Raw genomic sequence first — 21,579 nt, forward strand, 5'->3', positions numbered from 1 at the left:
AATTCAATAAATGACGTTCAACGCGCGGCCAGTTCTTCCTGCCAGATCGCCAGCATGTCGTCGATGTTCGGCGCGACCGTGTGGAAGTGGCTGTTGTCCCAGGCCGTCCACATGTAATCCATCTGCAGCGCCTTCTTCTCGGCGTCCGAGAACAGCGCTTCCGTCTTGGCGTTCGGAACGAGATTGCAGGTCGCCTCGGTGATCGACAGCTGCTTGGCCACCTCCGGCGAGACGATGTATTTCAGGAAGTCGGCGGCGACCTTGGAGTCGCGGTCGTTTGCGATAAGGCCCGTCGCCTCCATCCAGATGATGCCCTGCTTGAGGCCATTCTTCGGCTCGGGCACGATCGACTGGATATAGTCGTGGCCCTTCATGCGCAGCGACGAAGTGGCGTAGGTGCCGCCGCCGATCAGCGCCCGGAACGAGCCGTCGATCAGGCCTTTCTGGGCAATCGCCAGGTCGGCGACGATGGCACGGGTGTTCTTGAAGGCGGCGCGCAGCACCTTGCGCACTTCGTCGAGTGCTGCCTGGTCGAGTTCGACATAGGGATTGACGCCGGCGTAAAGGGCCAGCGGCATGATCGGCCAATCGCCCCAGTCCAGCAGGCAGATCTTGTCCTTGTAGGCGGCGTCGAAAACCGGCGCGTAGCTCGACCAGGTCTCGAGCTTGTCGAACTTGGTGTTGACCGTCGGTCCGACCCAGCCCCAGCGAGTCGGCAAGCCGGTTGCCTTGCCTTCGAATTGCAGCGGCGTGAAGGGCGCACGGAACTGCGGGTAGAATTCGGCGTATTGGTCGGCGAAATCCTTGTCGTCGATGTAGCGGCAGATGCCCGCCGGCCCCATGCGTGCGATCCAGGGGCTGTCTGATGAAACGAGGTCGAAATCCTTCGACGCACCGGCGGCGAGCTTGGCGAAGCCGCCCGCGGAGTCAGTGATCAGGTCGACGGAAATGGAGACGTCCTTCTGCTTCTGGAACGGGTCCAGGATGGACGGCGCGTTGTAGCCTTCCCAGCACATGTAGTTGAGGCTCTCGGCGGCGGATGCGCCCTTCGGCATGCCGAGTATGCCGGCGCCCGCGACCGCCAGCCCGAGGCCGCCCATGCCCTTCAGCACCGCGCGGCGATCGACGCCCTCGATGCCTGATGTTTCCTTCTTCATTTGCCTGTTCCCTTCCTTTGTTATCAGCCCAAAAAACTCCCGATCAGACGATGCCGAGGTACCGCCTGATCTCCCATTCGCTTACCTGTTTCTGGTACTCGCCATATTCAAAGCGTCGTCCGGTCACGAAGCTGTCGATGAAGTCCTCGCCGAAGATCTCGCGGGCGGTTGTGCTTGCGTTGAGCCGCTCCGCCGCCTGGCCGAGATCGGACGGGAAGACGGCCTCCGGTGAAGGCGTCGCGGCATAGAAATTCTCGCCGCTGCCGGCCGGCGGCTCGATCTCGTTGCGGATGCCATAAAGGCCGGCGCCGATGCAGAGCGCCAGCGCCAGATAGGGATTGGCGTCGGCCGAGGGCACGCGAAACTCGACGCGGGTGGATTCGGGCTCGTCATTGATGACGCGCACCGCCGCCGTGCGGTTCTGGACACCCCAATTGGCCGCGGTCGGCGCCCAGGCGCCAGGCACCAGCCGCTTGTAGGCGTTGACGGTATGGGCGCACATGGCCAGCAGTTCCGGCATAAGCCTGACCAGGCCGCCGATGAAATGACGCCCGAGTTTGCTGAGACCATCCTGCGCGCCGGCATCGGCGAACACCGGATTGCCCTGCCGGTCGCGCATGGAGACATGCAGGTGGCCGGACTGGCCAGGCAGCGCCGGCGAAAGCTTCGACATGAAGCCGGCGGTCAGGCCGTGGCGCGAGAAATAGGCCTTGGCGAAATTCTTGAACAGCGCCGCGTCATCGGGCGATTTCAAGCCTTTGGCGTAGGTGAGCGGCGCCTCGAAACAGCCCGGACCAAGCTCGGTGTGGATGGCGTCGAGGCCGATCCCCATCGTCGTCATCGTATCGTGCAGGCCCTGCAGGAGGTCGCCATGGATGGCCGATGTCTGCAGCGAATAGGTGCGGTTACCCTGCGCGAAATAGGTAAGGTCGCGATAATCCTTGGCGCGCAGGCTTTCGGGCGTCTCGTCGAACAGGAAGAACTCGTATTCGAAGGCCGAGAACACGTCGAAGCCAAGTTCAGCGGCCTCCCCCATCAGCCTTTGGCAAAGATTGCGCGGCGAGCGCTTGCCGAAATCGCCTGAGAAATCGGCGATGCAGAGCGCCGCATCCTCCGCGAACGGATATTTGCGCAGGCTCGCGGCATCGAGGAATGCCGGCCGGTCGATGAAAGCACCGTCGATGAAGGTTTTCTCGGCGATATCCCAGAAATAGAGAACCTCGCAGAACGGATAGCCCCTGGCGGCCAGCTTGACTGCCTTGTCGACAGAGACCAGCTTGTCGCGAAATTCGCCGGCCGGGTCCATCATGCCGATGTGCACGGCCCTGGCGCCAAGCTTTTCAACACCAGACGCGAAGGCCGCACCGGCTTCATTGACTGTCGACATATATGCCCGCCTCGATATTTTCGCCACGAGGCTAGGGTCGACCCGCACGCAACTGAATATCCCGATAGGGATAGACGAGACGAAAATTCGGGCAGCCTCGAACAGGCCCTAGAAACCCGGCCAGAGGACAAGAAGATCGTGGTGATTGCAGGCTTTGCGCCGTGGAACCGAAAGATCGCCGCGGCGATCCAGGAGGTCGGCACGCCGGACTTCCCGCAGCGTATCGAAGAGGCGCTGAAGGCGGTCATCGACCTCGATATCGTGATGATCTTCGCCTATTCCGGCACGGAAAAGCCGATCTGCCTCTACCACAATATCGATCCCGTACGCGCGGCGACCGTGATCACCGCCTATGCAAACGGACCCTATCTGCTCGATCCCTTCTATCGCGCGGCGACGGACCCCAAGGCCATCGGGGTCAGGCAACTGAGAAGGATGGCGCCGGACCAGTTCTACAGTTCGGAATATTTCCGCCAGCATTACGGCCTGACAAAAATCCGCGACGAGGTAGGCATCGTCTGCCGGCCGGCGGGGAGCGCGGCCATCGTCATCAGTTTCACCCGCCCGATGGAATCACCCGCGTTCGGACGGCGCGACCTAAAGGCTATCCACGATGCCGAACCGGTGATCCGCCTTTTGATCGAACGGAACTGGAGCAACGCTCGCCTCAGTTCGAGGGAAACCGATGGCGAACCGGTCGATCCGATAAACGCGACCCTGAACCGGATGACAGGCGGCGTGCTGACGCCGCGCGAGATCGAGATCACCTCGCTGATCCTGCGTGGACATTCGAGCGCGGCTATCGCCGATGCGCTGAACATCGCCGAGGGAACGGTTAAAATCCACCGCAAAAATATTCACCAGAAGCTTGATATCTCTAGCCAATCCGAACTGTTCTCGATGTTTATCTTTCATCTGTCGAAGCAGTAACGCCGCAACGGCGCGGAGCAGCGCCTCCGGCAAGCATTGAGACAGGCCGCCAAGCCACCGCGTGTCAAAGATGGGCAGCATGCGAACCGGCTGGCGTTGAAAAGGTTCGGGATTTGCCTGCTTTGCCGCAGAGGTGCCACAGCCCGGCTGCAATTTCGTTTGCAAACTGTTACGTTGGGTGAGGCTGCGGCGGGCGCGGCCGGGCTTGGGAGGAAATCATGTCGTTCAGGGCATTCTTGCCGGCTGCGATGCTTTTTGCAGTGGCCGGTTTCTGGCTCGGTGCATCGACGCCGAGCGTCGCGCAATATTGCGAGGGTACGGTGCATGGCTTGTCCGGGCGCTACAATCTGGCCACCGGCAGTGGCTTTCTCGCCGTGCGGGCGCGGCCGAACTCGTCGTCGCGGATGATCGGCCAGCTGTTCAACGGCGATCATACCGAAATCTTCGACCGGCGCGGCAACTGGTACCAGGTCGAAATCGGCGGCACGACCGGCTGGGCAAACGCACGCTGGCTGCGCAACGATTGTGGCTACTGAGACGCCCGTGCATGTCGCCCAAAAGTGGATGCGGTTTTGGGACAAAGACATGCATCGAACAAAGAGCTAAAGCGCGTCGCAGACGCGACGCGACTTTTGGGCGCAGGCTGAAAGCCACTTTTGCAACCAAATTGGCTGCTTTGCGTTGCGGCCATGATGGACAACAACAAACCCTTTGAAACGCCGGTCGTGGTCGAACTCGGCCATGTCGGCAAGTATCGCCATATCCGCAGCGCCCAGGAAGCGGCGGAGTGTCTGATGACGGTATGGCCGCTTAATCGCGGCCCGCGTCATCGTGATGCCCTCGACACTTGCCTCAAAGTGCTGGAAGGTTATCGTTCGACAGCGGATGCGCGACGGGCATTGATCGAGGCCGCCAGGGAGTCTGAAGTGCTGGTGCCCGAAGACAAGCTGTCCGACGACCGGCTGCATTGAGCAGGCGGACCTTTCAACCGGAGGTTTTGATGGCGAAGCTGACTTACAAGATCGTCGAGCATGACGGCGGCTGGGCCTACAAGGTCGGTTCGACCTTCTCGGAGACATTTCCCACCCATCAGGACGCACTGCGCGCCGCCGAGATCGCTTCGGCCGAGCAGCAGGTGGCAGGCGCGACGGACGGCATCCAGTATGAGGATGCCGACGGCAAATGGCACGAGGAATTGGCTGACGGCCGCGACCGGCCGCAGACCGAGGTGTCAGACTAAATTTCCGAAGAAGAGAGCTTGCCTGCCGGAAAAGGCAGGGCGCCGACCGCTGACGCCAGGAGAGACGGCGTCCTACGGTCGACGGCTGCCCAGCGGCCGACTATTTGCCGCAGTACTGGTCGTTCACGTTGCCCTGGGCATTCGCATCAGGCCCGGCCGTGTTGTAGGCACAGGGGCCGACCGCACCCGAACTGCCAAGGGTGTCCAGCCCGGAGCGGTCGCCATTGATGCTTCCGGTAGTGTTCTGGTCAACGCCTGACGACTCTTCGTTGCCGAACGGCCACCAGTTGTGATGATTGGAATATGCGCCTTCGGATGACTGGGCCATCGCCGATGTGGCGAGGCCGATCGTCAGAACCGATGCTGCGAGAAGTTTCGTGTACATTGAATTACTCCGTGTCTTGGTCGCCTTGGGTGCGACACGGGGTAAACCCGCCGGTCAGCCGGATGGTTCATTGAAATTGTCGTGAGGCAGAGGTGATGGAAACGCTCGGGCGCCGATCCGCTCTATGAAACCGGTCACCCGCTCGGGCTCGACAAACTGCGGCATATGGCCAACGCCGTCGACAGGTTCGAAATCGAGCCCTTCGATCCTGTCTCGCATAGGCTCGCCATGGATGCGGATATCGATGACGCGGTCGGCGGTTCCGAAGAGCATGCCTGCAGGCATGGCAATCTCGTCATAGCGTTGTTCGATGCGACCGAGATCCTGTTCGATGGCCACGACATCGGCTGATGTTGCCTGGAAATGGCCTGGCCGCAGCCCGAGCCACCCGCCGCCGGCGACCATGTAGTCCGCGGGAAAAGCCTGCGGCCCGAAGATGAACTCCATTGTCGGCCGGGCATAGCGCAGGCTCAGAGGTATCGCCACGGTATAGGCCATGATCCGGCGCAACAGGCGTGAGGGAATGTAGAGCAGGTCAAATCGCTGGCGTGCCCGGGTTTCCAGATGCGTCAGCGGCGCCAGCAAGGCGATGCCCGAAATCGCCGAGGGATATTCCACGGCCAAGGTCAGCGCGATGGCGCCACCCAGCGAGTGGCCCACCACCAGCGGCCTTTCCAGCCCCAGTCTTTCGATGAAGCGCCGCACCAAGGCCGCCTGTTCGGGCAACCGGCCCGTGGCGCCATTGGCGCGAACCGAATAGCCCGATCCCGGACGATCGAGCGCGATCAGCCGGTAGCCCGGGCCAAAATGTGCGAACAGCGTGTGCCGGAAATGATGGAGTTGAGCGCCAAGCCCATGCAGGAAAACGATCGGCCGTCCCTCGCCCACATCGATATAGTGGATGCGGTTGCTATCGATCTCGACGAATTTTCCGATGGGCGGCACCAGTCTCCGCGCCTTCGCCGCGATCCACAGCGTCGCCAGCACCAGACAAGCAATCCCCAGAACCGCCAGCAGGAACAGCAGGGCCAGCAGCCACGACAGGATCGATATCAGCATTGTTCACCCGGACCAGAACCAGCCTGAGCTTAGCCGCATCCGGTCACGCCGCAACCTCGCGTCGAAGCGGGCGCGTCCAAGTGTGGATCGTTCCCGCCCAGTTGGCATTGCCGACAGCCACGCGCCGCGCTATCTCAGGCGACCCGTCCTGCCGGAGCCCTCCATGACCGAAATCGTTACCGCCGCCATGCTCGTCATCGGCGATGAAATCCTGTCCGGCCGCACCAAGGACAAGAATATCGGCCACCTCGCCGATATCATGACAGCGATCGGCATCGACCTGAAGGAGGTGCGCATCGTGCCCGACGAGGAAGACGAGATCGTGGCTGCGGTGAATGCCGTGCGCGCACGCTACACCTATGTGTTCACCACCGGCGGCATCGGCCCGACCCATGACGACATCACAGCCGATTCGATCGCCAAAGCGTTCGGTGTTCCCTGTGAATACGACGCCAGGGCCTATGCGATGCTGGAGGCGAGCTATGCCGCGCGCGGCCTCGAATATACCGAGGCGCGCAAGCGCATGGCGCGAATGCCGCGCGGCGCCGACCATATCGACAACCCGGTGTCCGTGGCGCCCGGCTTTCGCATCGGCAATGTCCATGTCATGGCGGGCGTGCCCTCGATCTTCCAAGCCATGCTCGACAATGTCGTGCCGACGCTGAAGACCGGCACGAAGATGCTGTCGGCGGCGGTGCACTGTCCGTTCGGCGAGGGCCTCGTCGGTGGCCCCTTGGGCGAGATCCAAAAAGCGCATCCGGACACGATCATCGGCTCCTATCCAAAGTATGGCGACGGCAAATTCTGGACCGAACTGGTGGTTCGCGCCCGCAGCCAGGAGGCACTCGATGCCGCGCGCGCCGATGTCGAGGCGATGGTGGCGGGTTTCGCCGCCAAGGCGAGCTGATCGGCCCCTGAAGCAGTTGACGCAATTCCTGTGGGAGAACCGCCTCACACTTTTCCTGGAATTGCTCTAGCCGGAACCAAGCGCGGCGCCGCTGCGTTTCCCTGCACGCGTGCTCCAAGGCTCGCCAGATTGAGGGATCACCATGCGCTTCAAGACCATCGTTGCCATTCTGCAGAACGAGCAGGACGCAGAACGCGTGCTCGACTGCGCCATTCCGCTTGCCAGCCGCTTCCAGAGCCACCTGATCGGCATCCATGCCGAGGCGCTTCCGGTGCCCTACACCTCGGCAACCGGTTTTCCCGACACGGAGTTCCTGCAGGTATCGGCCGACATGAGCCGCGAACGCGCCGAAAAGCTTCAGGCTTTTTTTCTCAGGCAAATCGAGGATTCAGGGCTGTCCTTCGAATGGCGCAGCCTGGAGAGCTTCTCCGGCGACAGCGCCCTGACCGGTATTTCGAGCGTGCGCGCCGCCGACCTGATCATCGCGGCGCAGAGCGAAACCGGCAGCGACCCGAGCGCGGATGTGGGCACGCTGGTCTACGATGCCGGCCGACCGGTATTGGTGGTGCCGCCCCAGGGGCCATTGCTCACCACTTTCAAGCACGTGCTGCTCATCTGGAACGGCAGCAAGGAGGCGGCGCGCGCCGCCTTTGACGCATTGCCCTTCATCATCGAGGCCGAGAAGACGGAGATATTGATCATCGACCCGCCCGATACGCTCGATGACAGCCCGGAGGCCGCCGGAACCGAAATCGCTTCGTCCCTTTCACGTCATGGCGCCAATGTCGGCGTCAGCGTACAAAAATCGGGAGGCATCCCGGTCGAGGACATGATCCAGACAAGGATCGTCGAGACCGGCGCCGATCTGCTCGTTCTTGGTGCCTACAGCCATTCGTGGCTGCGTCGGCTCCTGTTCGGCGGAGTTACACGCTCGGTGTTGCGCACCGCGCCGGTGGCGGCCTTCCTGTCACGGTAAGTCCACAGCGATCGTTTCCGGTCGCCCTTGCCAAGGCCAAGGGTTTCCAGTTAATTCCGCGCGCATTCCCTTGGTTTTCTTGCACGCGGCCTTCGCGTGCTGCGGAGTGCGCGAGACATGTCCCTTCCCGAAAAAGCCTTCCCGGTCTCCTGGGACCAGTTCCACCGTGACGCCCGCGCGCTCGCCTGGCGGCTTGCCGGCGCCAACAAGGGTCAATGGAAAGCGATCGTGTGCATCACGCGCGGCGGGCTGGTTCCGGCCGCCATCATCTCGCGCGAACTCGGCATCCGCATCATCGAGACGGTCTGCGTCGCCTCCTATCACGACTATTCCAGCCAGGGACAGTTGCAGGTGCTGAAGGAAGTCACCCCCGCATTGCTTGCCGAGGACGGCGCGGGCGTGCTGATCATCGATGACCTGACCGACACCGGCAAGACCGCGGGCATCGTGCGGGCGATGATGCCCAAGGCCCACTTCGCCACCGTCTACGCCAAGCCCAAGGGCCGGCCGCTGGTCGATACTTTCGTCACCGAAGTCAGCCAGGACACCTGGATCTATTTTCCCTGGGACATGGGCTTCACCTACCAGAAGCCGATCGCCGACGATCACGTCGGCTGATTCGCGACAAACCGCTTTTTCCAGTTAAGCCGTCACCGATGACAATATTTGCTTCCGCGAAAGGCTCCGCGGGGCAGGATATCCTGTGAAATCGACGCTTATTGACGGGAATCGGCCAGCCTGACCAAAGTTTTTACTTTTATTGGTGACAATTAGCCGTAAGATTCGTGAGGCGGCAAACGATTCTGGAGGCTGGGGCTAGCTTCTCCGATGTTGACGAGGCCAACGACGCACAACCATCTGGCTGAAAGGGTCCGGCGACTCTTCGGCACCGCGCCGTGCCGCCTGCAGGTTGCCGCCCTGCCCTGGCGCGATACCGGGAACGGCGTCGAGATCATGCTCATCACCAGCCGTGATACCGGCCGCTGGGTATTGCCGAAGGGCTGGCCGGAGGCCAAGGAGCCGCTTTGCGAAGCGGCGGCCCGCGAGGCTGGCGAGGAAGCCGGATTGCGCGGAAGCGTTTCCCATCTCGAAGCCGGCCGTTACTTCTATGCCAAGGTGCTGGCTTCGGGTGAAGAGGTGCCTTGCGAGGTGCTGGTGTTCCCGCTGCACGTCGACAAGATCGCCGATCGTTGGAAAGAAAAGCACTCCCGCACCCGCAAATGGGTCAATTCCGGCGAAGCGGTGCGCATGGTCAATGAACCCGACCTTTGCCAGATCATTGCCTATTTCTGCGCCGACCCGCACAGATTCTCCTAGAGCCGACCGCCGACCTCTTCCGCGTGCACCATGGCAGGCTCACAACCCTGTGATGTGCCGCATGAATGGTTTGCTAATTTTTCTTCGCTAGAAAATGGCTAACCTGGCGTTGATCGATGGCGAATCCCGTAAACCCACCTCAGCAAGAATCCGGCGAGCCGCAACGCGAGCACCGTCCCCGCGTGCTCAAGGGCGGTTCCGTCATCACCGGGATTCAAAACTCGGAAGTCGCCGTAATGCTGCGCAACCAGCATGCGAGCGGCGCCGAATTGAAAATACCGGTCGAGGCGCGGATTCCCGATCGTTTCCTTCTCTATGTGCCGCTCGACGGCGTGGCCTACCGCTGCGAGGTCCGCTGGCGCCGAAATGATCGGATCGGCGTGCAGTTCACCGGCACCGAGCCGAAGCCGAAACTGCATTACGGCTGAACCGGGGCTGCCAGCCCGAGAGGCCTTGCAGCCGGGGCACATCCCCCGACGAGGCCTCGTGCCTGTCGGCGGCGCGTAAATCGCCGCCGGAAATGGTAATCGCGGCGACGCGTTTCTATCCCCGTTATCCACATGTGTGACACACAAGATGTTGGGGTCACAAAAGCTACGCAAACGAATCCTTGACGGCGCAAAACGAGTCGCCTTTTATAGGCCATGTGCTCCTGTTGAGAGTGCGACCGGAAAGTTCTGAGCCCGGTCTTTTTCCCGGATTATGTGTGTTTTTGCCCGCATTTCCGCCTGTTTACGAGGCCGGCGGAAGCGTTGGGATTGTGGGTGGTGGGGCGACGAAAGGGACAATTGTCGGACTGGAATAAATTGTCTGTATTTAGTGTTTGCAGATAGGTTCGACGCTAGATAGTGTGAATTTCCCTCTACGTAGGGAATCGCAAAAGTTTCAGTTGAGGACCCGCGGGGTCGGTTTGCAGCTTGGGTAGGCGCCTGGGAAGGTGCTCGGTTGCCTGTTGCTGCGGGCGCTTGCGACGAGGAGATGCCGGCATTGTTCGCGATGCCGGCAAACGGCGGACTGCGCTTTTCGCCCCGGGGGGCAGAAATCCCCTGACGAAAGCGCTATATATAGACAAGAGGACCGGACCAATGCGCATCGAGCGTCGTTTCACCAAGCCAGGCCAATCAGCTTATGCGGAGATCGAATTCCGCAAGGCTCTTTCCGAGATCAAGAATCCGGATGGCTCGGTGGTGTTCCGCTTGGACAATATCGATGTGCCGGCGCAGTTCTCGCAGGTTGCCGCCGACATCCTGGCGCAGAAGTATTTCCGCAAGGCCGGCGTGCCCGCGCGCCTGAAGAAGGTCGAGGAGAACGATGTCCCCTCCTTCCTGTGGCGCTCCGTGGCCGACGAGGCCGAACTTGCCAAGCTGCCGGAAGCCGAGCGCTATGGTTCCGAGATCGACGCCCGCCAGGTCTTCGACCGGCTGGCGGGCACCTGGACCTACTGGGGCTGGAAGGGCGGCTACTTCAAGTCGGAGGAAGACGCGCGCGCTTTCCGCGACGAGCTCGCCTATATGCTGGCCACCCAGCGCGTCGCGCCGAATTCGCCGCAATGGTTCAACACTGGGTTGCACTGGGCCTACGGCATTGACGGTCCGAGCCAGGGCCACTTCTATGTCGACCCCTTCACCGGCAAGCTGACCAAGTCGAAATCCTCCTACGAGCATCCGCAGCCGCATGCCTGCTTCATCCAGGGCGTGCAGGACGACCTCGTCAACGAGGGCGGCATCATGGATTTGTGGGTGCGTGAGGCGCGCCTGTTCAAATATGGCTCGGGCACCGGTTCGAACTTCTCGCTGTTGCGCGGCGAAGGCGAAAAGCTGTCCGGCGGCGGCCGCTCGTCCGGCCTGATGAGCTTCCTCAAGATCGGCGACCGCGCCGCTGGCGCCATCAAGTCGGGTGGCACGACGCGCCGTGCGGCGAAAATGGTCATCGTCGACGCCGATCACCCCGATATCGAGGAATTCATCGACTGGAAGGTCAATGAAGAGCAGAAGGTCGCCTCGCTGGTGACCGGCTCCAAGATCGTCAAGAAGCACCTCGAAGCGATCATGAAGGCCTGCGTCAATTGCGAAGGCCATGACGACGACTGCTTCGATCCGGCCATCAACACGGCGCTGAAGCGCGAGATCAAGGCGGCCAAGAAGTCGGCCGTGCCGGAGAACTACATCTACCGCGTGATCCAGTTCGCCAAGCAGGGCTACAAGTCGATGTCGTTCAAGACCTACGACACCGACTGGGATTCGGATGCCTATCTGACGGTTTCAGGCCAGAACTCCAACAATTCGGTGTCGCTGAAGGACAATTTCCTGCGCGCCGTCGAGGACGATGCCGACTGGCACCTGACCGCCCGCAAGGACGGCAAGGTGCTGAAGACGCTGAAGGCCAGGGATCTCTGGGAAAAGATCGGCTACGCCGCCTGGGCGTCGGCCGATCCGGGCCTGCATTTCAACACGACGATGAACGACTGGCACACCTGCGCTTCGGCCGGTGCGATCCGGGCGTCCAACCCGTGCTCGGAATACATGTTCCTCGACGACACGGCCTGCAACCTCGCCTCGATCAATCTGCTGCCCTACCGCAACGCCGACGGCACGATCGATATCGCCGCCTACGAGCACACGGTGCGGCTGTGGACCATCGTGCTCGAAGTCTCGGTGATGATGGCGCAATTCCCGTCGAAGGAGATCGCCAAGCTCTCCTACGACTACCGCACGCTCGGCCTCGGCTACGCCAACATTGGCGGCCTCTTGATGACCTCGGGCATCCCCTACGATTCCGACGAGGGCCGCGCCATCTGCGCCGCGCTCACCGCCATCATGACCGGCGTCGCCTACGCCACCTCGGCGGAAATGGCCTCCGAGCTCGGCGCGTTCCCCGACTATGACCGCAACGCCCAGAACATGCTGCGCGTCATGCGCAACCATCGCCGCGCCGCCTATGGCGACAAGGACGGCTATGAGAAGCTCGCCGTCAACCCGGTGCCGCTGGTCGCTTCCGACCTCAAGCAGCAGGCGCTTGCCGAGCATGCCAAGGCCGCCTGGGACCGCGCCATCGAGCTTGGCGAGGAGCACGGCTACCGCAATGCGCAGGCAACCGTGATCGCGCCGACCGGTACGATCGGCCTGGTCATGGATTGCGACACCACCGGCATCGAACCCGACTTCGCGCTGGTGAAGTTCAAGAAGCTCGCCGGTGGCGGCTACTTCAAGATCATCAACCGCGCCGTGCCGGAAGCGTTGCGCACGCTGGGCTATTCCGAGAGCCAGATCGGCGAGATCGAGGCCTACGCGGTCGGCCACGGCAACCTCAACCAGGCGCCGGCCATCAACCCCGGCTCGCTCAAGGCCAAGGGCTTCACCGACGACAAGATCACGGCGCTCAACGCGGCGCTGAAGTCGGCCTTCGACATCAAGTTCGTCTTCAACCAGTGGACGCTCGGCGCCGACTGGGTGAAGGAGACTTTTGGGTTCACCGACGAGCAGCTCAACGACTTCTCGTTCGAGATGCTGCCGGCGATGGGCTTCTCCAGGAAGGACATCGAGGCCGCCAACATCCATGTCTGCGGCGCCATGACGCTGGAAGGCGCGCCCTTCCTCAAGGCCGAGCACCTCGCCGTGTTCGACTGCGCCAGCCCCTGCGGCAAGATCGGCAAGCGCTCGCTTTCGATCAACAGCCACATCCAGATGATGGCGGCGGCACAGCCCTTCATTTCGGGCGCCATCTCCAAGACCATCAACATGCCCAACGACGCGACGGTGGAGGACGCCAAGGGCGCCTACATGCTGTCGTGGAAGCTGGCGCTGAAGGCCAACGCGCTCTACCGCGACGGCTCCAAGCTGTCGCAGCCGCTCAATGCCTCGCTGCTCGCCGATGGCGAGGAGGACGAGGACGATGCGGTCGAGCAGTTGATCCAGGCTCCGGCCGCGGCGCGCGCGGCGCAGATCACCGAGCGGATCGTCGAGCGCATCATCGAGCGCGTCTCGCGCGAGCAGGAAAAGCTGCCCGGCCGCCGCAAGGGCTATACGCAGAAGGCCAAGATCGGCGGCAACACCATCTTCCTGCGCACCGGCGAATATGATGATGGCCGCCTCGGCGAGATCTTCATCGACATGAACAAGGAAGGCGCCACGCTGCGTGGCCTTCTCAACAACTTCGCCATCGCGATCTCGCTCGGCCTGCAGTACGGCGTGCCGCTCGATGAATATGTGCACGCCTTCACCTTCACCAAGTTCGAGCCGGCCGGCATGGTCATCGGCAACGATGCCATCAAGAGCGCGACGTCGATCCTCGACTACGTGTTCCGCGAATTGGCCATCTCCTATCTCGGCCGCAACGACCTCGCCCATGTCGACCAGTCGGACTTCTCCAACACCGCGCTTGGCCGGGGCATCAGCGAAGGCAAGACCGACGCCGTCTCCAAGGGCCTGACCCGCGGTTCGCCGGTAAAGCTGGTTTCCAGGGCAATCGGCAGCGAGCCGAAGGGCTTTTCCAGCGGCTCGACCGGAACCCCTGCCCGCTCGGCGCCGACCGCCTTCTCCGGCTCCAACGTGCTGGCCTTGAAGCCGGCCAGCGACGAGGCGATCGCCTACAAGCGCGACTATGAGGAGCGGGCCAAGGAACTGGCCGAGGATATCGCCTTCGAGGAAGCGGCGGGCGCTGCTTCCGAGACTTCGGATGCCACGGCGGCGCTGTTTACCGACGTCGCGGCGAATGAAGCGGCCGAAGCGAAGAAACTCGCCGCCGACCGCCGAGCCAAGTCACTGCTGCAAGGCTACACCGGCAATTCCTGCTCCGAGTGCCAGAATTTTACGATGGTGCGGAACGGGACCTGCGAGAAGTGCGACACGTGTGGCGCCACGAGCGGGTGCAGCTGAGGAAATCTGAAGCGCTAAAACGCGACATAATCGGCCCGATTGAAAGATCGGGCCGATTTGTTTTTGGGGTCAGTTGGCGCTAGCCGAGGCTCAGTCCGCCGGTCAGAGCGGCGTCTTTCCTCCATACGTTTGATGTGCGTCAAGGCCAGGCGATCCACGCCTCACTATCTTCACCGCCAGGAATGACGTTGGAGACGAGCGATGGACGCAGAGATCAGAGACAAGATTCAGACGCTTCTTGATCAGCACCGCATCATGACGGTTGCAACACTGAGGGCGGACGGCTGGCCCCAGGCGACGACCGTGGGCTACGTCAATGACGGCCTTTCCCTCTATTTTCTTTGCGGGCTCGACAGCCAGAAGGCGGCGAATCTGGCGCGGGACGATCGCCTGTCGCTGACCATCGATCACGACGCGCCTCAGGTGATGGAGATCACTGGCCTTTCCATGGCGGCACGGGCACAGCCGGTCACGGACAGGGCCGAGGCCGAGAAGGTCCTGGGGATGATGCCGATGAAATATCCGCCACAAGCCTCGATGCCGTTCGCGATGCCGACGCCGGAGCAGGTGCGCATCTTCCGTGTGGTGCCTTCCGTCATCTCCGTGCTCGACTACTCGAAGGGTTTCGGCCACACGGATCTCGTGACCTTTTGAGCGCCTGCTCTCGATCAAGATCGGTTATGATGACGGCGTTTTCGCAACCTCCCCTTTGGCTGGAAAGGCCATTCAATTCGGCGGCAACACCCGCAGCGTCTGCTCGTCAAACAACGGCTCGTCCTGCCCCACCCGGACAAACAGCACCTTCCGCCCCTCGCCCGCCGGCACCTCGAAATACTGAATGCCGTCCGGCATTTCGCCCCAGTCGCCGCAGGGCGGCTCTGGAACCTCGTCGGGGTTGGCAAGCGCTTTCAGTTCCTTCGCATAGGCGGCGTCGGGGCTGAACGTGTAGCGCTTGACGCCGGCAGGCATTGTGCCTTCCGTGTAAGCCGCCAACACGCAGCGCGAACTGACAGCCTTGTCGGTCTTTTCCAGGAACAGGCGCAGCAGCGCAGCCTCGGCGGTTTCGCCTGATTTGATGTCGAACACCTCGACCAGAGGATCGGCCGCGCCGCCATCGCTGTATTTGATGGCGAGCGCGTTGCCGGCGAATTCGAAATGGATCTGGCGGAAGCCGAAATCGCAGCGCTGCGCCCAGGCGGCAAGGCCGATCGTCTTGTAGGCCAGCTTTTCCCAGACGCATTTGTCGATCGGCGGGCGCGATGGCGCGGGCTCGTCCGCGCGTGCCGCGGCGGATATCGTCACGGATGCAAGCAAGGCGCAGGCCCAAAGGATCGAACTCATGGCGCTAGTCATCGCTGCATCCTGTCAGGGTAAAGGCATCCCAGGCCGAGCCGTTCGGATTGGCGTCGGCGAAATCGGCCCATTCGGTGAAAGCCACGCCGAAATCGGGCAGCAACAGCCCTTTCGGCGCCGGTGTCGCTTCGCGCGAATTCAGCTGCTCGGCGCCGCCGCCGGTCAAGGCGTAGACCTGGCCATCCCATATCCTGCACAGCCCGCTGCCATCCTGCAGGCCCGCTTCGCGGTCGTCGTCGGTGCAGGTGTGGCGGATGGTGCCGAGCGGAAACGAATTCCTGCCATTGGTCCAGGTGATGTCGGCCGGCAGGCTTTTGTCGGTGTTGGGCACGCTCAGCGAAAACACCTGCGCCGTCAGTGCCGCCGGCTCATTGTCCAGCGGCCGGAATTGCAGAACGGCGCCCGAGCGCTGCTCGCGGTAGGTGGCGTGGCTCAGCAGGCATTCCCCGGCGCTCGCCATCTGCAAGGAGCCGAGCAAACCCAGGACAACAAAGGCCAGTCTGTAAATGATCATCGACATCTCGGGAAAAGCGTTGTGAAGCAAGGCTGCCGGGCTGCACAGTCGCATCATCCGTGCAAAACCATAAGCGAAATCCGGAACGAGCGCCCTCGACCGCTCCCGAACGAAAACTTATCCGGGTACCGATCCCGACAGTCTGTATGGTCGCGAGAAATGGCGAAGGAGAAAGCCCGGTGATGCAGCGGTTTGTGGTGACGATGGCGATATCCGCGTCTGCGGCGATCCCATCGCTGGCGGCGACGCCCTATGTCGGGACGTGGTCGACGGACAGGTTGAACTGCCATGCTGCCGCGGATGCCCAACGCAAGACGGTCTACACCGTGGATCAGTCGGCCCTGTCGTTTCCCGACCTCGGCTGCGAGCACGCGACCTTCCGCAAAACCGCCACCGGCTGGGTGGTCCGCGCCAGCCAGTGCTATGGCGCGGATCCGTCGCTCGACGAGCCATTTTCCCGCATCATCCATATCAAGAAACATGGCGCGACGGTGCGGTTCACCTGGCGGGGATTCGACAGCGGCCCTCTGGTCCGCTGCTGAAAGCGCCGACACTCAGGCCAACCCGACGAGCAGGGCCGCGCCACCAAGGAAGCCTGCCGAACAGACCCATAACAGCCAGAGCCCGCGCACCCGGCATTCGAGCACGGCCGAGGCGGGGTTGGCGGGGTCGTAGCGCACGTCGACCTTGCTGCCCTCGGCATAGCTCCGGGCCTGGCCGCTGACGAGGCCGGGCAGCGAAGCCGTCACGGTGGCGCCGAACGTCACGCGGTCGGCGCTGTAGCGCTGGCCGGCGACGCCATAGCTGTAGACGATGCGGGATTTGAAGACGGTGCGCCAACGTCGATAGCCGCTATAGTTTCGCAGCGCCTGCAGACCTGAGGACTCAATGCGGCCGGCGGCGACCGGCCATTTTGCCGCCTGTTCGGCCAACGACTTCTGGGCGAAACCCATGCGCAGGGCGAACAGCCCCATGAACAGCAGCAGTGCCGCGGCGCCGAGGTTCTGCGGCTTGGGCAGATGCGGCCGGATCGCCTCCAGCACGCCGCCGACGGAAAACACCAGCACCGCCGTGCCGATCACCAACCCGGCCGAGAGCTGAACCATGAACTTGAAGGCGCCATCCGGCATGGTGCGCTCGATCACGGCTTTGCCGGGATCGGCCGGATTGTAGAAGACCGTCACCTCCGCCCCGCGAGGAAACTGCGCAAGGGTCTCGGCGACTTCGAAATTCCCCAGATTTTCCTTCACGCTGTAGCGCGAGCTTTGAAATTTCCTGCCGCCCACCTTGTATTCGAAGGTGATCGCCGGAAAATTGCGCATCTCGGTGGTGTCGCTGCTGTCCGAGCCGACGCCCAAGCTTCTGACCTCACGCGCCTCGACACGCGACGAGATGATCTTTCCTGGCGTCGGCAGCCAGCGGCTGAGGGCTTGCACCTCTCGCCATTTCACGAAGGTGATGAGCGACAGACTGCCCGCGACCACGCAGGCAAATCCGATCAGCAGAAATTTGAGTTCCAGCTCCACCCTGATCCCCCCGGATTGCAGGAACCGGCACTAGACAGCACGGCGGCGGCAATGTCTTGCTTATTCGTAGGGGCGCCGAGGTGACCGGCCCAGCAAATGTTCAACATCCCAGGCGAAACACAACATGATCGATCACATCACCATCGAAGTGGGCGACCTGGAGAAGAGCAAGCTTTTCTATGAACGCGGTTTCGCGGCGTTGGGGTATCGCCTGTCCTTCGGCAAGGAGGGCGTGTTCTGGGCCTTCGATGTCGGCAATGGCTGCCTGTTCGAAATCCAGCGCACGGGCGAGAAGACGCCGCTCACCCATCTGCATGTCGCTTTCCGGGTCAAGAGCAAGGCGGAGGTCGATGCATTCCATCGCGCGGCGCTTGAAGCGGGTGCCGAGGACAATGGCGCGCCCGGCCCGCGTCCGGACTATGCGAAGAATTATTACGCCTGCTTCGTGCTTGATCCCGATGGCTACAACATCGAGGCGATGATCAACGAGGCGTGACGCGCCCTTCCCTTCACGACGGCCGCACCGTCAGGAACGTATTCCATTCCTCGTCGTTGCGGCCCAGGTTGAAGTCGTCCCTGAGAAGGACCAGCCCGGCGGCTTCGAGACGGGCCGCGAAGTCGTCCCTGCGCCAGTAGACCGTATGATATTCGCCTGATGTCTCGCCATCGCCATTGCGCATCGATACCAGGAAGGCGCCGCCCGGCCGCAGCGACCCGGCTATCTTGACAAGCACCTGGTCAATCTGGTCGCGCGGTACATGGATCAGGACGGCAAGCGCCAGGACAGCGTCATGGGGCCCGCCGAGATCATCGGTGAGGAGATCGAGAAGCTCGCCATGCTTGCCGCGCGCGGCCTGCAGTTCGAGAAACCGTTTTGTCGCGTCGGTGCGGCGAACCGTGACGCCCAGGCCCTCCAGAAAGTCCGCGTCATAGCCGGCTCCCGACCCGACTTCCAGAATCCGGCCGGCCGTGCCGGCAATCGCCACAAGGCGCTTCAGCGATGCCTGCTCTCTCTCATTGGGAACATGCCGCACGATGGCATCGTAGCGTTCCGCATAGTCCTCATAGGCGCTGATCGTTTGACGGCTCTTCGCCAGAGCCTCGGATGGCACACTCATCCTTCCCTCCCTCGCATCCATATCGGTCAGAGAGCTTCCTCGGCGAATGGTGCCGGAACGCACATGTCAGTCGAGCACACCGATATCGCACAGGAAATGATCCGACAGCGAACGTTGGTCAAGCAGGTCGCGCCGGCGGGGTCTGGACGGCACGGTGAAGAGGTCCAGCATCGGACGACGAAGCGCAAAGCGGCAGCGTTGCATATACCCGTCGACACGATGACGTGATGGAAGGGTAATTTGACGACCGACGCGATCCGATGGAGAAATCACAATAAGGACAGCCGGAAGATGGCCATGAGCGACGAAACCGACGAGGACACCGACATCGTCAATCAGCTCGCCTATGTCAGAGCCGATCCAAGCCAGCACGACACATTGACACTTCTCACCATGATCGATGCCGCGATTGCCGAGATCATGGCATTGAGGAGAAAGCTGCGGCTGAGCGAGGACAAGAATACCGGGAGCAGCCAGCTCCAATAGGCGGCAGGACCAGAGCGAAGGACGACGCGAACCTAGTCCGCGTCGGCCATCATCTGACGGCCGCCGCCGCCGGCCCAGGCGCGCCATTGCCGTTCGTCGCCATGGAAGACGTTGAGGTCGATGCGGCCGGTCACGCCATGCGACAGGCCGGAGCCGGAATATTGCCAGAACAGCCATTTGCGGCCCGGGTAGACTTTCGAGGGATGCTGCGCCACGGCGCGCAGCCAGAAGGGGTAGTCCGGGAAAGCACCCTGGAGGTTGTCGCGATAGAAATCCGGCGCGGTATAGATGATCGGACGCTGGCCGTAGTGACGTTCCAGCTTGTCCATGAACACCTGCATCTTCTCCAGCACCTTTTCGCGCGACGGACGCCGCTTGCAGGAGGAATCGCCATTCCACTCGACGTCGATGACCGGCGGCAAGGCACCGTCGACCTTCGGCACGTTGCGGATGAACCAATCGGCCTGCTCGCTGGCAACGCGGCACCAGTAGAAGAAATGATAGGCGCCGCGCTTCAGCCCGGCGGCGTCGGCATTGCGCCAGTTCTTCATGAACATCGGATCGAGATGGTCGCCACCATCGGTCGCCTTGATGTAGGCGAAGTTGGCGCCCTGGGCGCGCAGCTTTTCCCAGTTCACGTCGCCCTGCCAGCGCGAGACGTCGACCCCGTGCACGGCAAGGTGGCGAGGCGAGGAGCGGCCGAAATTGATCGGCTTGGCATCGCGAAAACCGTAGCGCGTGACCGGCCCTGCCAGCATCGGCGGTGCTGCCCGCGACAAAAGCCTTGGCGGCGAGACCAGAGCCGCAGGCTCAATGGGCGGATCGACATTGTCCGGCAATTCGGGCGCCGGAAACGCCACCGTCTCTTCTTCCGCCAGGCCGAAGGGCCGATCAATGTCTTGCGCCGGCGCCGCCTCGGCCAGCTTGCGCGCTTTACCGGCCTTGGTTGCGGGAACGGATGCGATCGGTGCGCTTGGCCGCACCACCGAACTGGTGGTTTCATTCGACGGCTTCTGCATGTCGAGCGCGTCCATGCCCGATGTCGACGAACAGCCGGCAAGGCACAGGGATGCGATCACGAAACTGATGACGCCTGGTAACCGCATCTGGACCTGTACTCAAAACACAACAGACCGAAGGCAACGGCCCACGGACAACCAGCGCTAGTTATGAACGAGAAATTACCAATAAAGTTTGAATCAGATTTTTACCATGAGTGTGACCCATTTCAGACATTCGCGAGCGAAGGCCGGCCAAGCCTTGACAGCGCCATGATGTGGCTGTTGAGACGGGAGGCGGCGTCTCGCGCCGGCATTACCCGCGATTTTGAAAAAGGCGCCTGATGATTGCGTTGCAGCGGCTTCTCCCGATCCTCCTGCTCGCGGCCCTTTCCTGCGGCGGCGTGCCCTTAGCCGGGACAGCGCATGCCAGCGGGCTGGTCGTCGTTCCCGCCGGCAATCGCTCCGAGACGCAACCGCCGATCCCGGATGCATCAGCGACGCGAACCCGCGCCTTCAAGACCACCTACGCGGAAAAATACGAGAAGATCGTCGCGCTCCTGAAGCGCGAGAAGAAACTGGTGGCGCATATCAAGCAGGCGGCCGCGGCTTACGATATCGACCCCATCCATATCGTCGGCGCGCTGGTCGGCGAACACACCTACAATGTGACCGCCGTCGGCTCGGTCCAGACCTACTATGTGAAAGCGCTGTCCTATTCCGGTCTCGATTTCTCCTTCCGCTACAAGGGCGTGCCGGTGCAGAGCTTTGTCCAGCGGCCGGAGTTCGCGGCCTGCGCCGAGGCCCGGGACAGTGCCGCCCTGTGGAGCTGCCGCGACAGGGTCTGGGTCGACCATTTCCGCGGCAAGACGGTCGACGGCGTCACCTATGACGCGATGACCTTCCAGCAGGCGTTCTTCCAGCCCTTCTTCGCCGGCCAGACATTCGGCCTCGGCCAGATCAGCCCGCTGACCGCACTCGAGGTCACCGACTTGGTCAACAAGGTCAGTGGCTACGACAAGCTCACACCGGATCATCCGCAGGCCATCTATCGCGATGTAATGGATCCCGACCGCAGCATCGTCTACATCGCCGCGATCGTGCGCGACGCCATTGACGCCTACAAGGAACAGGGCTTCGACATATCAGGCAATCCAGGCATCACGGCCACGCTCTATAATGTCGGCCAGCCCCGGCAGCGGGCGGCGGATCTGCGCGCGGCGCTCACCAGCGGCAAGGGCCGCAAGCTGCCGGTCGAGAATTATTACGGCTGGCTCGTCAACGACAAGCTCGACGAACTAAGGAGCCTGCTCGGCAGCGGCAGCTGACAAACAATTTTAAACAGGAGCTTG

At 62.2% G+C, this 21,579-nt stretch carries 24 protein-coding genes; 15 read left to right on the plus strand and 9 right to left on the minus strand.

The features are described 5' to 3' along the window. Positions 1-17 precede the first annotated feature (17 nt). On the minus strand, positions 18-1,157 hold the full coding sequence (locus FJ977_RS00480) for a PotD/PotF family extracellular solute-binding protein (RefSeq protein WP_140767763.1): 1,140 nt from the start codon (positions 1,155-1,157) through the stop codon (positions 18-20). A gap of 43 nt (positions 1,158-1,200) precedes the next feature. Beyond that, entirely contained in the window at positions 1,201-2,544 is a 1,344-nt protein-coding gene (locus FJ977_RS00485) for a glutamine synthetase (protein WP_140767764.1), read from the minus strand. On the opposite strand from FJ977_RS00485, the gene FJ977_RS00490 reads away from it, so the two are divergent. The 4 genes from FJ977_RS00490 to FJ977_RS00505 all read left to right on the plus strand — a co-directional run bounded on the left by FJ977_RS00490 (position 2,473) and on the right by FJ977_RS00505 (position 4,714). Then, positions 2,473-3,474: a helix-turn-helix transcriptional regulator gene (locus tag FJ977_RS00490; RefSeq protein WP_181179441.1), complete on the plus strand. Its 1,002-nt coding sequence runs from the start codon at positions 2,473-2,475 to the stop codon at positions 3,472-3,474. The genes FJ977_RS00485 and FJ977_RS00490 overlap by 72 nt on opposite strands. Positions 3,475-3,692: 218 nt before the next feature. Further along, positions 3,693-4,010, plus strand: coding sequence for an SH3 domain-containing protein (locus tag FJ977_RS00495; RefSeq protein WP_140767766.1), 318 nt, complete (start codon positions 3,693-3,695; stop codon positions 4,008-4,010). A 153-nt stretch (positions 4,011-4,163) separates the two neighbouring features. Next, a complete protein-coding gene (locus FJ977_RS00500; protein ID WP_140767767.1) occupies positions 4,164-4,445 on the plus strand; it encodes a DUF982 domain-containing protein in 282 nt (93 codons plus the stop codon). 29 nt (positions 4,446-4,474) lie between these two features. After that, positions 4,475-4,714 (plus strand): DUF2188 domain-containing protein, encoded by a 240-nt coding sequence (locus FJ977_RS00505; RefSeq protein WP_019857848.1) that lies wholly within the window; start codon positions 4,475-4,477, stop codon positions 4,712-4,714. A 100-nt stretch (positions 4,715-4,814) separates the two neighbouring features. Here FJ977_RS00505 and FJ977_RS00510 read toward each other — a convergent pair whose 3' ends face one another. Both FJ977_RS00510 and FJ977_RS00515 read right to left on the minus strand, forming a co-directional pair. Then, positions 4,815-5,099: a hypothetical protein gene (locus FJ977_RS00510; protein ID WP_140767768.1), complete on the minus strand. Its 285-nt coding sequence runs from the start codon at positions 5,097-5,099 to the stop codon at positions 4,815-4,817. Between the two features lie 54 nt (positions 5,100-5,153). Continuing rightward, the gene (locus tag FJ977_RS00515) at positions 5,154-6,158 is read right to left on the minus strand and encodes an alpha/beta fold hydrolase (RefSeq protein ID WP_140767769.1); all 1,005 of its coding nucleotides are present in this window, start codon (positions 6,156-6,158) and stop codon (positions 5,154-5,156) included. 163 nt (positions 6,159-6,321) lie between these two features. On the opposite strand from FJ977_RS00515, the gene FJ977_RS00520 reads away from it, so the two are divergent. From FJ977_RS00520 to FJ977_RS00550, 7 genes are all read left to right on the plus strand, one after another. Then, positions 6,322-7,065 carry a competence/damage-inducible protein A gene (locus FJ977_RS00520; protein ID WP_140767770.1) on the plus strand — a complete coding sequence of 248 codons (744 nt, stop codon included), beginning with the start codon at positions 6,322-6,324 and terminating at the stop codon, positions 7,063-7,065. A gap of 142 nt (positions 7,066-7,207) precedes the next feature. Further along, positions 7,208-8,041: a universal stress protein gene (locus tag FJ977_RS00525; protein ID WP_140767771.1), complete on the plus strand. Its 834-nt coding sequence runs from the start codon at positions 7,208-7,210 to the stop codon at positions 8,039-8,041. Positions 8,042-8,158: 117 nt separating this feature from the next. Then, positions 8,159-8,659 carry a xanthine phosphoribosyltransferase gene (gpt, locus tag FJ977_RS00530; RefSeq protein ID WP_056566656.1) on the plus strand — a complete coding sequence of 167 codons (501 nt, stop codon included), beginning with the start codon at positions 8,159-8,161 and terminating at the stop codon, positions 8,657-8,659. Positions 8,660-8,869: 210 nt separating this feature from the next. After that, positions 8,870-9,358, plus strand: a complete 489-nt coding sequence (locus tag FJ977_RS00535; protein WP_140767772.1) for an NUDIX hydrolase — start codon at positions 8,870-8,872, stop codon at positions 9,356-9,358. Positions 9,359-9,474: 116 nt separating this feature from the next. Next, on the plus strand, positions 9,475-9,786 hold the full coding sequence (locus FJ977_RS00540; RefSeq protein ID WP_140767773.1) for a PilZ domain-containing protein: 312 nt from the start codon (positions 9,475-9,477) through the stop codon (positions 9,784-9,786). Between the two features lie 657 nt (positions 9,787-10,443). Beyond that, the gene (locus tag FJ977_RS00545; RefSeq protein WP_140767774.1) at positions 10,444-14,232 is read left to right on the plus strand and encodes a vitamin B12-dependent ribonucleotide reductase; all 3,789 of its coding nucleotides are present in this window, start codon (positions 10,444-10,446) and stop codon (positions 14,230-14,232) included. 201 nt (positions 14,233-14,433) lie between these two features. Beyond that, complete coding sequence (locus FJ977_RS00550; protein WP_140767775.1) at positions 14,434-14,886, plus strand: pyridoxamine 5'-phosphate oxidase family protein; 453 nt, start codon at positions 14,434-14,436, stop codon at positions 14,884-14,886. A 72-nt stretch (positions 14,887-14,958) separates the two neighbouring features. Here the strand turns inward: FJ977_RS00550 and FJ977_RS00555 are convergent, their stop codons facing one another. Both FJ977_RS00555 and FJ977_RS00560 read right to left on the minus strand, forming a co-directional pair. After that, entirely contained in the window at positions 14,959-15,585 is a 627-nt protein-coding gene (locus FJ977_RS00555; RefSeq protein WP_140767776.1) for a hypothetical protein, read from the minus strand. Beyond that, entirely contained in the window at positions 15,578-16,099 is a 522-nt protein-coding gene (locus FJ977_RS00560) for a hypothetical protein (RefSeq protein ID WP_140767777.1), read from the minus strand. Before FJ977_RS00560 ends, FJ977_RS00555 begins: the two co-directional genes overlap by 8 nt. Positions 16,100-16,281: 182 nt before the next feature. Between FJ977_RS00560 and FJ977_RS00565 the strand changes: the two genes are divergently transcribed. Continuing rightward, a complete protein-coding gene (locus FJ977_RS00565) occupies positions 16,282-16,641 on the plus strand; it encodes a hypothetical protein (protein ID WP_140769637.1) in 360 nt (119 codons plus the stop codon). A 12-nt stretch (positions 16,642-16,653) separates the two neighbouring features. Here FJ977_RS00565 and FJ977_RS00570 read toward each other — a convergent pair whose 3' ends face one another. Then, complete coding sequence (locus FJ977_RS00570; protein WP_181179444.1) at positions 16,654-17,625, minus strand: DUF3592 domain-containing protein; 972 nt, start codon at positions 17,623-17,625, stop codon at positions 16,654-16,656. Between the two features lie 124 nt (positions 17,626-17,749). On the opposite strand from FJ977_RS00570, the gene FJ977_RS00575 reads away from it, so the two are divergent. Next, positions 17,750-18,121 carry a VOC family protein gene (locus FJ977_RS00575; protein WP_140767778.1) on the plus strand — a complete coding sequence of 124 codons (372 nt, stop codon included), beginning with the start codon at positions 17,750-17,752 and terminating at the stop codon, positions 18,119-18,121. 13 nt (positions 18,122-18,134) lie between these two features. Here FJ977_RS00575 and FJ977_RS00580 read toward each other — a convergent pair whose 3' ends face one another. Continuing rightward, positions 18,135-18,743 carry a class I SAM-dependent methyltransferase gene (locus FJ977_RS00580; protein WP_140767779.1) on the minus strand — a complete coding sequence of 203 codons (609 nt, stop codon included), beginning with the start codon at positions 18,741-18,743 and terminating at the stop codon, positions 18,135-18,137. Between the two features lie 297 nt (positions 18,744-19,040). Here FJ977_RS00580 and FJ977_RS00585 point away from each other — a divergent pair, with 297 nt between their 5' ends. Further along, the gene (locus FJ977_RS00585) at positions 19,041-19,229 is read left to right on the plus strand and encodes a hypothetical protein (RefSeq protein WP_140767780.1); all 189 of its coding nucleotides are present in this window, start codon (positions 19,041-19,043) and stop codon (positions 19,227-19,229) included. Between the two features lie 32 nt (positions 19,230-19,261). Here the strand turns inward: FJ977_RS00585 and FJ977_RS00590 are convergent, their stop codons facing one another. After that, positions 19,262-20,335: a GH25 family lysozyme gene (locus FJ977_RS00590; protein WP_140767781.1), complete on the minus strand. Its 1,074-nt coding sequence runs from the start codon at positions 20,333-20,335 to the stop codon at positions 19,262-19,264. Positions 20,336-20,571: 236 nt separating this feature from the next. Here FJ977_RS00590 and FJ977_RS00595 point away from each other — a divergent pair, with 236 nt between their 5' ends. Continuing rightward, positions 20,572-21,555, plus strand: coding sequence for a DUF1402 family protein (locus tag FJ977_RS00595; protein ID WP_140767782.1), 984 nt, complete (start codon positions 20,572-20,574; stop codon positions 21,553-21,555). Positions 21,556-21,579 lie beyond the last annotated feature (24 nt).

It is taken from the genome of Mesorhizobium sp. B2-1-3A (genome assembly GCF_006442655.1).
Lineage (GTDB): Bacteria > Pseudomonadota > Alphaproteobacteria > Rhizobiales > Rhizobiaceae > Mesorhizobium.

Excerpts from the sequence above, each read along its gene's own strand:
- FJ977_RS00565 (WP_140769637.1), top strand. The coding sequence starts at position 16,282 with ATGCAGCGGTTTGTGGTGACGATGGCGATATCCGCGTCTGCGGCGATC.
- FJ977_RS00535 (WP_140767772.1), top strand. The coding sequence starts at position 8,870 with ATGTTGACGAGGCCAACGACGCACAACCATCTGGCTGAAAGGGTCCGG.
- FJ977_RS00585 (WP_140767780.1), top strand. The coding sequence starts at position 19,041 with ATGAGCGACGAAACCGACGAGGACACCGACATCGTCAATCAGCTCGCC.
- FJ977_RS00525 (WP_140767771.1), top strand. The coding sequence starts at position 7,208 with ATGCGCTTCAAGACCATCGTTGCCATTCTGCAGAACGAGCAGGACGCA.
- FJ977_RS00480 (WP_140767763.1), bottom strand. The coding sequence starts at position 1,157 with ATGAAGAAGGAAACATCAGGCATCGAGGGCGTCGATCGCCGCGCGGTG.
- FJ977_RS00590 (WP_140767781.1), bottom strand. The coding sequence starts at position 20,335 with ATGCGGTTACCAGGCGTCATCAGTTTCGTGATCGCATCCCTGTGCCTT.
- FJ977_RS00500 (WP_140767767.1), top strand. The coding sequence starts at position 4,164 with ATGATGGACAACAACAAACCCTTTGAAACGCCGGTCGTGGTCGAACTC.
- FJ977_RS00495 (WP_140767766.1), top strand. The coding sequence starts at position 3,693 with ATGTCGTTCAGGGCATTCTTGCCGGCTGCGATGCTTTTTGCAGTGGCC.
- FJ977_RS00505 (WP_019857848.1), top strand. The coding sequence starts at position 4,475 with ATGGCGAAGCTGACTTACAAGATCGTCGAGCATGACGGCGGCTGGGCC.
- gpt (WP_056566656.1), top strand. The coding sequence starts at position 8,159 with ATGTCCCTTCCCGAAAAAGCCTTCCCGGTCTCCTGGGACCAGTTCCAC.
- FJ977_RS00575 (WP_140767778.1), top strand. The coding sequence starts at position 17,750 with ATGATCGATCACATCACCATCGAAGTGGGCGACCTGGAGAAGAGCAAG.
- FJ977_RS00515 (WP_140767769.1), bottom strand. The coding sequence starts at position 6,158 with ATGCTGATATCGATCCTGTCGTGGCTGCTGGCCCTGCTGTTCCTGCTG.
- FJ977_RS00545 (WP_140767774.1), top strand. The coding sequence starts at position 10,444 with ATGCGCATCGAGCGTCGTTTCACCAAGCCAGGCCAATCAGCTTATGCG.
- FJ977_RS00520 (WP_140767770.1), top strand. The coding sequence starts at position 6,322 with ATGACCGAAATCGTTACCGCCGCCATGCTCGTCATCGGCGATGAAATC.
- FJ977_RS00485 (WP_140767764.1), bottom strand. The coding sequence starts at position 2,544 with ATGTCGACAGTCAATGAAGCCGGTGCGGCCTTCGCGTCTGGTGTTGAA.
- FJ977_RS00550 (WP_140767775.1), top strand. The coding sequence starts at position 14,434 with ATGGACGCAGAGATCAGAGACAAGATTCAGACGCTTCTTGATCAGCAC.
- FJ977_RS00595 (WP_140767782.1), top strand. The coding sequence starts at position 20,572 with ATGATTGCGTTGCAGCGGCTTCTCCCGATCCTCCTGCTCGCGGCCCTT.
- FJ977_RS00510 (WP_140767768.1), bottom strand. The coding sequence starts at position 5,099 with ATGTACACGAAACTTCTCGCAGCATCGGTTCTGACGATCGGCCTCGCC.
- FJ977_RS00560 (WP_140767777.1), bottom strand. The coding sequence starts at position 16,099 with ATGATCATTTACAGACTGGCCTTTGTTGTCCTGGGTTTGCTCGGCTCC.
- FJ977_RS00555 (WP_140767776.1), bottom strand. The coding sequence starts at position 15,585 with ATGACTAGCGCCATGAGTTCGATCCTTTGGGCCTGCGCCTTGCTTGCA.
- FJ977_RS00580 (WP_140767779.1), bottom strand. The coding sequence starts at position 18,743 with ATGAGTGTGCCATCCGAGGCTCTGGCGAAGAGCCGTCAAACGATCAGC.
- FJ977_RS00540 (WP_140767773.1), top strand. The coding sequence starts at position 9,475 with ATGGCGAATCCCGTAAACCCACCTCAGCAAGAATCCGGCGAGCCGCAA.